Annotated in this window: 11 protein-coding genes; 8 read left to right on the forward strand and 3 right to left on the reverse strand. The window is 62.1% G+C overall.

What is annotated here, in order from left to right:
* Positions 1 to 56 precede the first annotated feature (56 nt).
* The 3 genes from B0G83_RS28160 to B0G83_RS28170 all read left to right on the forward strand — a co-directional run bounded on the left by B0G83_RS28160 (position 57) and on the right by B0G83_RS28170 (position 3,789).
* A complete protein-coding gene (locus B0G83_RS28160) occupies positions 57 to 1,649 on the forward strand; it encodes an ABC-F family ATPase (protein ID WP_105510671.1) in 1,593 nt (530 codons plus the stop codon).
* A 223-nt stretch (positions 1,650 to 1,872) separates the two neighbouring features.
* The gene (locus B0G83_RS28165) at positions 1,873 to 3,063 is read left to right on the forward strand and encodes a nitronate monooxygenase family protein (RefSeq protein WP_105510672.1); all 1,191 of its coding nucleotides are present in this window, start codon (positions 1,873 to 1,875) and stop codon (positions 3,061 to 3,063) included.
* A gap of 69 nt (positions 3,064 to 3,132) precedes the next feature.
* Positions 3,133 to 3,789, forward strand: a complete 657-nt coding sequence (locus B0G83_RS28170; protein WP_105510673.1) for an OmpW family protein — start codon at positions 3,133 to 3,135, stop codon at positions 3,787 to 3,789.
* Positions 3,790 to 3,855: 66 nt separating this feature from the next.
* Here the strand turns inward: B0G83_RS28170 and B0G83_RS28175 are convergent, their stop codons facing one another.
* The 3 genes from B0G83_RS28175 to B0G83_RS28185 all read right to left on the reverse strand — a co-directional run bounded on the left by B0G83_RS28175 (position 3,856) and on the right by B0G83_RS28185 (position 6,993).
* A complete protein-coding gene (locus B0G83_RS28175; RefSeq protein WP_105510674.1) occupies positions 3,856 to 4,059 on the reverse strand; it encodes a DUF1289 domain-containing protein in 204 nt (67 codons plus the stop codon).
* A 151-nt stretch (positions 4,060 to 4,210) separates the two neighbouring features.
* Complete coding sequence (locus B0G83_RS28180) at positions 4,211 to 5,473, reverse strand: phospholipase A (protein ID WP_105510675.1); 1,263 nt, start codon at positions 5,471 to 5,473, stop codon at positions 4,211 to 4,213.
* A gap of 215 nt (positions 5,474 to 5,688) precedes the next feature.
* Positions 5,689 to 6,993, reverse strand: a complete 1,305-nt coding sequence (locus B0G83_RS28185; protein ID WP_105510676.1) for an Nramp family divalent metal transporter — start codon at positions 6,991 to 6,993, stop codon at positions 5,689 to 5,691.
* A gap of 509 nt (positions 6,994 to 7,502) precedes the next feature.
* Between B0G83_RS28185 and B0G83_RS28195 the strand changes: the two genes are divergently transcribed.
* The 5 genes from B0G83_RS28195 (at position 7,503) to B0G83_RS28215 (ending at position 12,898) form a co-directional block, all read left to right on the forward strand.
* Positions 7,503 to 8,603, forward strand: coding sequence for a polyamine ABC transporter substrate-binding protein (locus tag B0G83_RS28195; RefSeq protein ID WP_105510678.1), 1,101 nt, complete (start codon positions 7,503 to 7,505; stop codon positions 8,601 to 8,603).
* Positions 8,604 to 8,696: 93 nt separating this feature from the next.
* On the forward strand, positions 8,697 to 9,863 hold the full coding sequence (locus tag B0G83_RS28200) for an ABC transporter ATP-binding protein (protein ID WP_181157114.1): 1,167 nt from the start codon (positions 8,697 to 8,699) through the stop codon (positions 9,861 to 9,863).
* A complete protein-coding gene (locus B0G83_RS28205) occupies positions 9,860 to 10,789 on the forward strand; it encodes an ABC transporter permease subunit (protein ID WP_105510680.1) in 930 nt (309 codons plus the stop codon). Before B0G83_RS28200 ends, B0G83_RS28205 begins: the two co-directional genes overlap by 4 nt.
* Entirely contained in the window at positions 10,789 to 11,607 is an 819-nt protein-coding gene (locus tag B0G83_RS28210; protein WP_105510681.1) for an ABC transporter permease subunit, read from the forward strand. The genes B0G83_RS28205 and B0G83_RS28210 overlap by 1 nt, the downstream gene beginning before the upstream one ends.
* A gap of 367 nt (positions 11,608 to 11,974) precedes the next feature.
* Positions 11,975 to 12,898: a LysR family transcriptional regulator gene (locus B0G83_RS28215; protein WP_105510682.1), complete on the forward strand. Its 924-nt coding sequence runs from the start codon at positions 11,975 to 11,977 to the stop codon at positions 12,896 to 12,898.
* The last annotated feature ends 56 nt before the right edge of the window (positions 12,899 to 12,954 follow it).

Below are 12,954 nucleotides of genomic sequence, written 5' to 3' on the forward strand. Positions count from 1 at the left end.
GATAACCTGCTAAAATATTGGGTTTTTCGCCGATATCACATTCAAAGGGACGCGCCGTGCTGTCTACCGCCAATATCACCATGCAATTCGGGCCAAAGCCCCTCTTCGAGAATATCTCGGTCAAATTCGGGGGAGGGAACCGCTATGGCCTGATTGGTGCGAACGGCTGCGGTAAATCGACCTTCATGAAGATTCTGGGTTCCGACCTGGAACCGAGCTCCGGCAACGTGATGCTCGAGCCCAACATTCGCCTCGGTAAATTGCGCCAGGACCAGTTCGCGTACGAAGACGTACGCGTGCTCGACGTCGTGATGATGGGCCACGCCGAAATGTGGGCCGCCATGACCGAGCGCGACGCGATCTACGCGAACCCCGATGCGACCGACGACGACTACATGCACGCGGCCGAACTCGAAGCGAAGTTCGCCGAGTACGACGGCTACACGGCTGAAGCGCGCGCGGGCGAACTGCTGCTGGGCATCGGCATCGCGATCGAGGACCACAACGGTCCGATGAGCAACGTGGCGCCGGGCTGGAAGCTGCGCGTGCTGCTCGCGCAGGCGCTGTTCTCGAAGCCTGACGTGCTGCTGCTGGACGAGCCGACTAACAACCTGGACATCAACTCGATCCGTTGGCTGGAAGACGTGCTCAACCAGTACAACTCGACGATGATTATCATCTCGCACGATCGTCACTTTCTGAATCAGGTCTGCACGCACATGGCCGACATGGACTTCGGCACGCTGAAGGTCTATCCGGGCAATTACGACGACTACATGCTGGCCAGCACGCAGGCGCGCGAGCGTCAGCAGAACGCCAACGCCAAGGCGAAGGAACGCGTTGCCGATTTGCAGGACTTCGTGCGCCGCTTCTCGGCGAACAAGTCGAAGGCGCGTCAGGCCACCAGCCGCCTGAAGATGATCGACAAGATCAAGATCGAGGAATTCAAGCCGTCGTCGCGGCAGAATCCGTTCATTCGCTTCGAGTACGAAAAGAAGCTGCATAACATCGCGGTGGTGGCGGAGAAGATCTCGAAGAAATACGAGCGCACCATTTTCAACGACTTCAGCGTCAGCGTGCAGCCGGGCGAACGTATCGCGATCATCGGCGAGAACGGCGCGGGCAAGACCACGCTGCTGCGCTCGCTGCTCGGCAAACTGTCGCTCGATCACGGCACGGTGAAGTGGGCGGAAAACGCGAACATCGGCTACATGCCGCAAGACACGTACGAAGAGTTTCCGGACGACGTCACGTTGATGGACTGGATCGACGGCTATCGTCAGGAAGGCGACGACGAGCAGATGGTGCGCGGCACGCTCGGCCGGCTGCTGTTCAATGCCGACGACATCCGCAAGTCGGTGAAGGTGCTGTCGGGCGGCGAGAAGGGCCGCATGATCTGGGGCAAGCTGATGCTGGGCCGCCACAACGTGCTGCTGATGGACGAGCCGACCAACCACATGGACATGGAATCGATCGAGTCGCTGCAGATCGCGCTGGATAAGTTCGAAGGCACGCTGATTTTCGTCTCGCACGACCGCGAGTTCGTGAGCGGGTTGGCGAACCGGATTATCGAAGTGAAGACGGATGCTACGTTGAACGACTTCGGTGGCAATTATGAAGACTTCCTGGTGAGCCAGGGCGTGCAGTAAGCCTTATCGGCGCGGCCTCGCTCCGCCAGGCAAAACCCGCTTCTTCTTCGAAGAAGCGGGTTTTTTTATGCGGCGCGCGTCACGCAATCCCGCCCAGGCCTGACCCGTATCAACAAACCCCGCCGCAATGCCACGCCGTGCCCCCACACCTTGACCTGAAACAACGCCCCCCGGCCCGCACCGTCGATGATCGCCAGTTCGACCATCCGCCATCGGGCCCGTCATGTTCACCTCCCACGCATTTCCACCGCTCAACCTTCGTGGCCGCTCGCTACTGCCGATCGTGCAGGGCGGCATGGGCGTCGGCATCTCCGCGCATCGGCTGGCCGGCAGCGTCGCGCGTGAAGGCGCGCTAGGCACCATCGCCAGTATCGACCTGCGGCATCATCATCGCGATCTGGTCGAACAGTGCCGCCAGTCGCCCGACCGCGCCACGCTCGAACAGGCCAACCTCACCGCGCTGGCCCGCGAAATCCACGCCGCCAGGGCGCTCAGCCAAGGCCTCGGCATGATCGCCGTGAACGTGATGAAAGCGGTCAGCGCGCAAGCCGACTACGTGCGCACCGCCTGCGAAAACGGCGCCGACGCAATCGTGATGGGCGCGGGCCTGCCGCTCGATCTGCCCGACATGACGCAAGGCCACGACATTGCGCTGATCCCGATTCTGTCCGACAGCCGCGGCGTCGCGCTGATCCTCAAGAAGTGGATGAAGAAGGGCCGCTTGCCCGACGCCGTGGTGATCGAACATCCGGCGCATGCGGGAGGCCATCTCGGCGTCAACAACGTGGCCGACCTGCACGATCCGCGCTTCGATTTCCACCGCATTCTCGACGAACTCGACACGGTCTTCGCGTCGCTCGGTTTGCAACGTCGTGACGTGCCGCTGATTCTCGCGGGCGGCATCAATAGCCATGAGGCCGTGCGCGAACTGCTGAACGCGGGCGCGAGCGGCGTGCAGCTCGGCACACCGTTTGCCGTCACCGAGGAAGGCGACGCGCATCCGAATTTCAAGCGCGTGCTTGCGGAAGCGACGCCCGACGACATCGTCGAATTCGTCAGCGTGACGGGACTGCCCGCGCGCGCGGTGAAAACCCCGTGGCTGATGCGTTATCTACGTCACGAGAGCAAGATCCGCGAGCGCGTCGGTGCGCTTAAACACGCCTGTCCGACCGCGCTCGAATGCCTCGGTGCATGCGGCTGGCGCGACGGAATCGAGAAGTTCGGCCACTTCTGCATCGACACGCGACTCGCGGCGGCATTGCGCGGCGACGTGGCTAACGGTCTGTTCTTTCGCGGCCGCGAAGCGTTGCCGTTCGGCACGGCGATTCGCAGCGTCCACGATCTGATCGAGCTACTGCTGACCGGCGCAACGCGACCGGCTGTCGCAGGGCGATGGGCGTTTTCGCTCGGTTGATGCGTATCAACGTGTTTTGCAGCGAGAACTTCGACAATCCCCGCACGCAAACAACATTCGGGGAAGCAGATGAAGGGCTCACACAGAAACACAATCCGGGCCGTCGCGATCGCGGCGAGCCTGCTCGGCGCAAGCGTCGTGGCCACGCAGGCGCAGGCCGCCGGCAACGACGACATGACCGGCATTCACGCAGGCGACGTGCTGGTGCGTCTGCGCGCCATCAGCATCATGCCGAACGTGGGCACGAACCAGTCGCTGAAGGCGCTCGACGTGGGCGTCAACAACGCGATCGTGCCGGAGCTGGATTTCACCTACATGATCCGCGACTACCTCGGCGTCGAACTGATTCTCGGCACCTCGCGGCATCAGTTGACGTCGAGCCTCGGCAACCTGGGCGGCGTGAATGTCTTGCCGCCTACGCTGCTTCTGCAGTACCACTTCAACCACGCGGGCAAGATCCGGCCGTATGTCGGCGCGGGTATCAACTACACGCTGTTCTATAACGACGGCCTGCATGCCGGCGCGGCACCGATTTCGGTCAGCAATCACAGCTTTGGCCCGGCGCTGCAGGCCGGCGTTGACGTGCAGGTGACGAAGACGCTGTTCGTCAATGCCGACATCAAGAAGATCTGGATGCACACGGACGCGTCGCTCGGCGGTCAGTCGCTCGGACGCTTGAATATCGATCCGGTGGTGGTGGGGCTGGGTGTCGGGATGCGCTTCTGATTCTCGCCGGGAGCTATTGCCGTGAACGATTGCCGCGAACGCGCGACGTCACGCTGACGCGGCAGCCTACAGCTTGTCGTTCCTGAACCGCATGGCGGTGCCTTCCTGCTCGATGCGCACCCATACCGCGCGTTTTTCCTCGTCGCTCAGGAACACCCAGTTGGAGACTTCCGTGGCGGTGCGGCCGCAGCCTTTGCAGACGTCGTCGAAGAGCGTGGAACAGACGCCGATGCAAGGGCTGTCGGGAAGAGCATGGAGATTCGAAGCCATCGGAAACCTTGAGCGGAAAAGCGAAGTGTCGCTATGTTAACCGATGCGCGGCTCGCGACTCGCCGAGCCAGACCGCGTGGCCGCAGTTCATGTGCGCCTGGCAGCATCCGCCGTGCCGCCGCGGCAAGGCGCGGCGGCACGCCGCTGAACCTCAGCGCGCGATGCTGTAGCCGATCCGTGCCATCCAGTGCTGGCGATTGTTGTAGTCCAGCAAATCCTCGCCGTAGCCGTTGAAATACCCCACCCACAGATAACCGCCCCATGCGCTGCCCAGCAGTTTCGCGAGCGGGTAGGTGAATTGCGAATCGATGCTGCCGTACCAGTGCTTGGTGCCTTTGCGCAGCGTGGTGGCGAGTTGCCAACCGTCCGGGCTGCCGTATTTGATCAGCAGGTCCACGTAGCCGCGGTAGTCGGCGATATCGGGGTTGTTGCTGGTGCCGAGGTAGTAGTAGAAGCGCGGCGACACCGTCAGATGGTTGGCCGTCAGATCGCCGAATTCCCACGTCGGCCGGATGAAGGGCAGGTTGATGCTGCGCGAGTCGGCGCCGGCCTTGCCGTTCGATTCATGCGCGAAGCCCGCCGCGAATCCCATGCGGCTGAACCACGCACTGCGCCAGCCGGTGTCCGGCAGGTAGTAGAACAGTTGCGGCGAATAGGTCGTGTCGCGGAACGGCCGCGAATCGGCCGACAGGTCCCAGATCGAGGTCTGCGTGTAGGCGAAGTACAGGTTGTCGGTGAAGGCCTTCGAGCGCAGATCGTCGGGGATGCGGAGCCGGTATTTGAAGCTCAGTTGCAGCCGTGCGTTGGTGTCGCCGTTGTGGCCGGCGGCAAAGTACATCGGCTCGTAGTAGGACACGTGCGACAGCACGCCGCGTCCGGTAGTAGCCAGCGAATCGCCCGGCGGCGACATCGCGTCGCCGGTCGGACCGTCCACCAGCGCGGCGGTCGCGGCGGCCTGCGCCGGCTTGCTGGCGTGGCTTTCCGAGCGCTCAGCCTGGGCGATCGCGTCCTGCCGCGGCCCGCGATTGATAGCCACGAGCGCCGGCGACGCATCGAAACCCACCGGATCGATCCGCACCTCGCCACGCGCGTATTGCGGCCACGGCGCGGCGAAGCGCACCTTGCGAAACTGGCCGGGCAGCAGATGCAGCGTGTCCGGCACGCCCGGCTCGCGCTGCAGATCGAGCGGCTGCGGCGACTGTTCGGCCGCGCTCAGCGTGACGTGCAGCGTCGGCGGGACGCTGACCGTGAGCGGTTTGGCGTCGTCGGCGGAATAGAGCAGGGTGACTTGCAGCGGCTCGTTCGCCGCGGCCACACGGGCCGGTTGCAGCATGGCGACCGTCGCGCGGGCATTGTCTGACCAGCAGGCGGCACTCGCGATCAGCAGGAACAACAGGGCGGCTTGAAAACGCATGGGCGACGGGGCTTGTCCAAGGAAAACGGCAATGTCGCGCGACGCCGGCGACACAAAAACGGCTGCCGTAGAAACCCGGCAGCCGCGTCGAAACAGAATGCATAACCGGTGCGGCGCCTCGATGCGCAGCTACACCGGTCACAACCACTAATCCGAGAATACTTACAAAATCACTGCATTGCCAGGTCGATATGACGACCTGCGACGAAACAGCGTCACCCGCCCAGCGCCAGCTGCCACAGCAACGCGACGTTGAGCACCACGATAAAGACGGCGGACAACCACGCCAACGCAAGCCGCGTGCCGCGCACGCGCCAGCCGCGCATGAGTTCCGCGTCGGACGTGTAGCGGATCAGCGGCACGACCGCTAGCGGCAACTGCAGGCTCAAGACCACCTGGCTCGCCACCAGCAACTGATTCGAGCCATGCTGGCCGAACAGACCCACCGCGACGAGCGCTGGCCCGATCGCGAGCGCGCGGGTCAGCAACGCGCGCTTCCAGCGCGGCAGGCGGATCTGCAGGAAGCCTTCCATGACCGTCTGACCCGCCAGCGTGCCGGTCACGGTGGCGCTCAACCCGCACGCCAGCAGCGCCGCCGCGAACAGAATGCTGGCCCAGTGCGTGCCGACGAGCGGCGCGATCAACCGGTGGGCATCCGCGAGATCCGTGACGTCGCGATGGCCGCTCGAATAGAACACGGCGGCCGCCACGATCAGCAACGCCGCGTTGATCACGAACGCGAAGCTCAGCGAGCCGATGGTGTCGAGATTGACCACGTGCAGCGCGGCCCTGATCTGCGCGTCGCTGCTGTCGGGGGCATGGTGCTTGACGAGCGCCGAGTGCAGATAAAGGTTATGCGGCATGACCGTCGCGCCGACGATGCCCGCCGCCAGCCACACCATGCCGGCGTTGCGCAGCAGTTCAAGGCTCGGTGCGGTGCCGGCCAGCGCGGCGTGCCAGTCGGGCCGCGCGAGCGCCAGCTCGACCACGAAGCACAGTCCGACGAAGCCGATCAGCACGGCAATCACGGCTTCGAGTTTGCGGCCGCCTTTCTGCTGTAGCGCGAGTAACGCGAACGTGCAGACCGCCGACATCAGCACACCCACCGTCAGCGAGACGCCGAGCAGCAGTTGCAACGCCACGGCGCTGCCCACCACTTCGGCGACGTCGCACGCGATGATCGCGATCTCGCTGGTCAACCAGAGTAGTAGCGTGCCGCGCGGGCTCGAACGTTCGCGGCAGATCTGCGCGAGGTCGCGGCCGGTCACCACGCCTAGACGCGACGACAGCCATTGCATCAGCATGCCGATCAGGCTGGCCAGCAGCACGATGCCGAGCAGGCGATAGCCGTAGCCCGCGCCGGCGCCCAGCGCGGTGGCCCAGTTGCCGGGATCGATATAGCCGACCGCGATCAGCGCGCCCGCGCCGACGAAAGAGAACCAGTGAGCGGGACGTACCGGCCCATCGCCGGGCAGGTGCCGGCGGCGGTTCGGACGCAATGCGGACGGATTGGTGTTCATCGGTACCCGAGGTTCAAGACTGTATGCCCGTGCAAGCCACGTGCCCGTGTGCAGGCGGCGCGCAATGCGATCCTGCCGGAGCACACGTTGCACGTCGCGCGATGCGCCGTGCTGCGACGCTTCCTGAGCTATTGTGCACCGTCGCAAGCGCCGCGGCTGACGCTGGCCGCAACGTTAGCCGGAGCGCATGGGATTCGCGCAAAACGGCCGCGCGTCGCCGTTGCCGATCCGCCCGTGGCGCAGGCCGGATTCGCTAGTTTGACAACCAGCTGACAGCGTCCGCATGGCGCTGTTTTTTTCGGGTAGACAGGCGCGAATAACCCGCTAAAATTGCGGCCAATTTTCCAGCGGTACGGCTTGCGCTGTACCGTTTGCGCGACAGCCCGGGATTTTTTTTGGAGCGCGCAATAATTAATGGTAGTTTTCGGGTTTTTCAGGGGAGCCGTGCGCGCGGTGCCGCGGCGTGAGAGATGACGGTCGGCTCAGGCCGGTCAGGATCGGAGAACGGAATGAAGAAACGGGTAGTGGGGCAGGTGGCGGCGCTGGTTTTGTGCGCAACGCCGTGGTTGACGGCCGCTGCGAAAGATACGCAGTTGAACGTGTATAACTGGTCCGATTACATCGCCAAGGACACCATTCCGAACTTCAGCAAGCAGACCGGCGTTCAGGTCAAATACGACAACTACGACAGCGACGACACGCTGCAAGCCAAGCTCCTCACCGGCAATTCCGGCTACGACATCGTCGTGCCGACCAGCAATTACGCAGGCAAGCAGATCGCCGCGGGCATCTTCGCCCCGCTCGACAAATCGAAACTGCCGAACCTCAAATATCTCGACCCGTCGCTGATGGCACTGGTGGCCGGCGCGGATCCGGGCAACAAGTACACGGTGCCCTGGGCGTACGGCACGACCGGCCTCGGCTACAACGTCACGAAGGCACAGCAGATTCTCGGCAAGAACGTGCCGCTGGATAGCTGGGACGTGCTCTTCAAGCCGGAAAACATCTCGAAGCTGAAGGCCTGCGGCGTGTCCGTGCTCGATGCGCCGGACCAGATGTTCGCCGCCGCGCTGCACTACATCGGTAAAGATCCGATGAGCACGAACCCGGCCGACTATCGCGCCGCGCTCGAGATGATGAAGAAGATCCGTCCGTACATCACGCAGTTCAATTCGTCGGGCTATATCAACGACCTGGTCGGCGGCGACGTGTGCTTCGCGTACGGCTGGTCGGGCGACGTCGTGATCGCCAAGCATCGCGCGGTCGAAGCGAAGAAGCCCTTCAAGGTCGAGTACTACATTCCAAAGGGCGGCGCGCCGGTCTGGTTCGACGTGATGGCAATTCCGAAAGACGCGAAGAACAAGGAAGCCGCGCTCGAGTGGATCAACTACATCGAGACGCCGCAGGTGCACGCCGCGATCACCAATGCCGTTTACTATCCGAGCGCCAACCTCGAAGCGCGCAAGTACGTGGACAAGGACGTGGCGAACGACCCGGCGGTGTATCCGTCGCCGGAAGTCATCAAGACCCTGTTCCTGCTGAAGCCGCTGCCGCCGGAAATCCAGCGTCTGCAAACGCGGCTGTGGACTGAATTCAAGTCCGGCCGCTAAAACGCCGTCAATGTGAACGGGTAATGCATCATCATGAAGCCCTCGGTATCCACCGGGGGCTTTGTACGTTAAACGCCGGAGTCAAGCATTGTGATGAGTAGTGATCAGTCGGGCGCAGCGGCGGGGAATGCCGCGCCGTCCCTCAGTATGAGCGCCGGGTCGGGCGACACCGCGGACCAGTTCGTGCAGATCGTCGACGTCGTCAAGAAGTTCGGCGAATCCGTGGCGGTCAAGGGGGTCAACCTGTCGGTGAAGAAGGGCGAACTGTTCGCGCTGCTCGGCAGTTCCGGTTGCGGTAAGTCGACCTTGTTGCGCATGCTCGCCGGGCTCGAAACCGTTACGTCGGGCAAGATCCTGATCGACGGCGAAGATCTCGCGCAATTGCCGCCGTACCGCCGGCCGGTCAATATGATGTTCCAGTCCTACGCGCTGTTTCCGCATATGAACGTGGAAACGAACGTCGCGTTCGGTCTGAAGCAGGAAGGCGTGCCGAAGGCCGAGATCAAGGATCGCGTGCAGAGCGCGCTCGATCTGGTGCAGATGGGCCGCTTCGCGAAGCGCAAGCCGAATCAGCTTTCAGGGGGCCAGCAACAGCGCGTGGCGCTGGCGCGCTCGCTGGTCAAACGGCCCAAGCTGCTGCTGCTCGACGAGCCGATGTCCGCGCTCGACAAGCAGATCCGTCAGCGCACGCAGATCGAACTGGTCAACATTCTCGACAAGGTCGGCGTGACCTGCATGATGGTCACGCACGATCAAGAGGAGGCCATGACCATGGCCAGCCGCCTCGCCGTGATGAGCGAAGGCGAGATCATTCAGCTCGGCACGCCGCATGAGGTCTACGAGTACCCGAACACACGCTTTTCGGCGGAGTTCATCGGCTCGACCAATCTGTTCGACGGCCATGTCGTCGAAGACGAGCCCGATCACGTGTTTATCGACACGCCGGATCTGCCGTGCCGTCTGTACGTGAATCACGGCATTACGGGTCCGCTCGGCATGCCGGTGACCATCTCGGTGCGGCCCGAACGGATCGCGCTCACGCGCAAACCGCCCGAAGGCGCGTACAACTGGGGCAAGGGCGTCGTCACGAATATCGCTTACATGGGTGGCTATTCGCTCTATCACGTCAAGCTCGAAGCCGGCAAAACGGTGATCGCGAACGTGACCAGTCTCGCGTTGACGGAGATCGACACGCCCACGTGGGGCGACGAAGTGTACGTGCGCTGGAGCGCGTCGGCCGGCGTGGTGCTGACGTCATGAAGCGCTCGCTCAGTTCCCTCGCCAACTGGCCGGTGCGGCGTTTCAATCTGACCGGCCGCACCGCCGTGGTGGCCGGGCCGTTCGTCTGGCTGCTGCTGTTTTTCCTCGTGCCGTTCCTGCTGGTCGTGAAGATCAGCTTCGCCGATCTGCAACTCGGCATTCCGCCTTATACGGAATTGAGCACGTTCGCGGACGGCGCGGTTCACATCACGCTCGACCTGTCGCATTACGCGTTTCTGCTGACCGACAGCCTGTATTTCGCGACCTATGTGAATTCGGTGGTGGTGGCCGCGATCTCGACCTTGCTGTGTTTGCTGATCGGCTATCCGATGGCGTATTACATCGCGCGGTCGAATCCGGCGAGCCGCAATCTGCTGATGATGGCCGTGATGTTGCCGTTCTGGACGTCGTTTCTGATTCGCGTGTATGCGTGGATCGGGATTCTGAAGAACAACGGTTTGCTGAATAACTTCCTGATGTCGATCGGTTTGATTCATTCGCCGATCGAGCTGTATCACACGAATACGGCCGTCTACATCGGCATGGTGTATTCGTATCTGCCGTTTCTCGTCATGCCGCTGTACGCGCATCTGGTGAAGATGGATATGACGCTGCTCGAAGCGGCCTACGATCTCGGCGCGAAGCCGTGGAAGGCGTTCTGGCAGATTACGTTGCCGTTGTCCAGAAACGGAATCATCGCGGGCTGTTTGCTGGTGTTCATTCCGGCGGTGGGGGAGTATGTGATTCCTGAACTGCTCGGCGGCGCGAACACGCTGATGATCGGGCGCGTGATGTGGAATGAGTTCTTCGACAATGCCGATTGGCCGATGGCGTCGGCCGTGACGTGTGCGATGGTGTTGTTGCTGCTGGTGCCGATGGCGTTCTTCCAGTACGCGCAGGCGAAGGCGATGGAGGAACGGCGCTGATGAAACCGAATCGGGTTTTGCAGTTTATTGCGCTAGGGATCGGGTTTTTGTTTCTGTATATCCCGATTGTCAGTCTGGTTGTCTACTCGTTCAATGAGTCGCAGCTGGTCACCGTCTGGACGCGTTTTTCCACGCGCTGGTATGCGGCCCTGTTGCAGGATGACGAGTTGATCGCGGCGGCATGGTTGTCGTTGCGGGTGGCTTTGCTGACCGCGTTTGCTTCGGTGGTGATTGGCACGTGGGCTGGGTTTGTGTTGGCCCGGATGGGGCGGTTTCGTGGGTTTACGCTCTATACCGGCATGATTAACGCGCCATTGGTCATTCCTGAAGTCATTCAGGGGATCTCGTTGCTGTTGCTGTTCATCGAGATGGCCAAGTGGCTCGGTTGGCCCGCTGGGCGTGGGATCTTCACCATCTGGATCGGGCACGTCATGCTGTGTATCTCCTATGTCGCCATCATCGTGCAGTCGCGCGTCAAGGAGTTGCATCCGTCTCTCGAGGAGGCCGCTCTCGATCTCGGGGCTACGCCGATTCGGGTGTTCTTTTTTATTACCCTGCCGTTGATTTCTCAAGCGCTCGTTTCCGGGTGGCTGCTGTCTTTTACCCTTTCTATCGACGATCTCGTGCTGTCCGCGTTCCTGTCCGGGCCTGGGTCTACTACCTTGCCTCTCGTCGTTTTCTCCCGGGTTCGGCTTGGGCTTAATCCTGAGATGAATGCGCTGGCTACGCTGTTTATCGCTGTTGTTACTGTTGGGGTTGTTGTTGCTAACTATCTCATGCAGAGGGCTGAGAGGAAGAAGGCTGTTATGGCTGTCTGAGGTTGTTGTTGTTGTTGTTGTTGTTGTTGGCCTCTCCTTGGTTTGTTAGTGGTCTATTGGCGTTCCCCCTGTGCGGGGGGCACCTACTTCTCTTTGCCGCGGCAAAGAGAAGTAGGCAAGAGAAAGCCGCTCACACCGCTAATTCTTAAGCGGGGCCCCCGCGCAGTCACGGTAGTGGCTCATCTGGAATCCGTGTTCTTGCACATTCCGCGCCGGTGACAAGGCCGTCATTCTTCCGGCGGCGCTGCGCGCGCCCTTGTGGTTTTTCCTCTCGGTGCGGCGAATTGTGGCGGTTTGGCTCGCTGTGCTCGCGTTATGTTGGAGTCAATCCGTTACGGTTTCCATGGTTGACATCGATGAGGTGGGTATGGCTGAGCGTGAGATCAGGAATCTGAATTATCTTCGCGTTTTTATCGCCGTTGTCGAACACGGCAGTTTTACCGCTGCGGCCGATCGTCTCTGTATGTCTAAATCGCTCGTCAGCGAATATCTCGGGCGCCTCGAAGCGGAAATCGATACCCAACTCGTTCTGCGTAGTACCCGCAAAATCGCCCCCACCGATGCCGGACATACCCTCTTTCTCGCCGCCCAGGAATGCGTCAGTCATCTCCATGAGGCCGTTGGGAACATTCGGCGTCTGCGCCACGAATCAACCGGGCTGCTGCGCGTCGCCGCACCCGCCGCATTCTCCTCGGTACTGCTGAGTCGTATCGTCGCGACGTTCGCTGACCTGCATCCGCGGATCGATCTGGAAATGCTCTGCAACGACCATGGCGTCGATCTGATCGGACAACGCATCGATCTCGCCTTCGAAACCGGTTGGCCCAAAAAGAAAGGCTTCCGCATGAAAATGCTCGGCGCCTTCGAACAATACCTCGTCGCTTCTCCCGACTACGCGCGCCAACACGCAGCGCCTCATCATCCCAATGATCTGCCCGGCGAGCACTGGATCTCGCATGACGGCCTTGCCAATGCCGGCTATTCGCTGTTCATCAATAACGGACAGTCCGCCCGCATCGTCACCGATGGACGCCTCAAGGTACAGAGCGTCCTGCTCGCGCTTGAACTGGTGCTGGCAGGCGCCGGCGTCGGCGTGTTTCCCGATTACCTCGTCGCCAACGACCTGCGCGAAGGGCGCCTGTGCCGCCTGCTGCCCGCCTGGACAACGCCGCCAGGGGGAATCTATGCATTTCGGACGGCCGCCCGCCATGCGTCGATCCGGGAGCGTCTGTTCCTCGATGCAGTGCGGACGTCGCTGTCGGATGGCGCGCGCGAGCGAGCAACCGCCTGAGTGTTCGCACGCCGGCGGCCGGCATGCGCCGCGCTCGCCACGAGCCGGGCGCATTC

The sequence above is a fragment of the Paraburkholderia sp. BL21I4N1 genome (assembly GCF_002973525.1).
GTDB lineage: Bacteria > Pseudomonadota > Gammaproteobacteria > Burkholderiales > Burkholderiaceae > Paraburkholderia.

Bases quoted from the DNA above. Each gene is read 5' to 3' on its own strand.
- B0G83_RS28180 (WP_105510675.1), bottom strand. From the start codon at position 5,473: ATGCGTTTTCAAGCCGCCCTGTTGTTCCTGCTGATCGCGAGTGCCGCC.
- B0G83_RS28210 (WP_105510681.1), top strand. From the start codon at position 10,789: ATGAAACCGAATCGGGTTTTGCAGTTTATTGCGCTAGGGATCGGGTTT.
- B0G83_RS28165 (WP_105510672.1), top strand. From the start codon at position 1,873: ATGTTCACCTCCCACGCATTTCCACCGCTCAACCTTCGTGGCCGCTCG.
- B0G83_RS28195 (WP_105510678.1), top strand. From the start codon at position 7,503: ATGAAGAAACGGGTAGTGGGGCAGGTGGCGGCGCTGGTTTTGTGCGCA.
- B0G83_RS28200 (WP_181157114.1), top strand. From the start codon at position 8,697: ATGAGTAGTGATCAGTCGGGCGCAGCGGCGGGGAATGCCGCGCCGTCC.
- B0G83_RS28175 (WP_105510674.1), bottom strand. From the start codon at position 4,059: ATGGCTTCGAATCTCCATGCTCTTCCCGACAGCCCTTGCATCGGCGTC.
- B0G83_RS28205 (WP_105510680.1), top strand. From the start codon at position 9,860: ATGAAGCGCTCGCTCAGTTCCCTCGCCAACTGGCCGGTGCGGCGTTTC.
- B0G83_RS28215 (WP_105510682.1), top strand. From the start codon at position 11,975: ATGGCTGAGCGTGAGATCAGGAATCTGAATTATCTTCGCGTTTTTATC.
- B0G83_RS28170 (WP_105510673.1), top strand. From the start codon at position 3,133: ATGAAGGGCTCACACAGAAACACAATCCGGGCCGTCGCGATCGCGGCG.
- B0G83_RS28185 (WP_105510676.1), bottom strand. From the start codon at position 6,993: ATGAACACCAATCCGTCCGCATTGCGTCCGAACCGCCGCCGGCACCTG.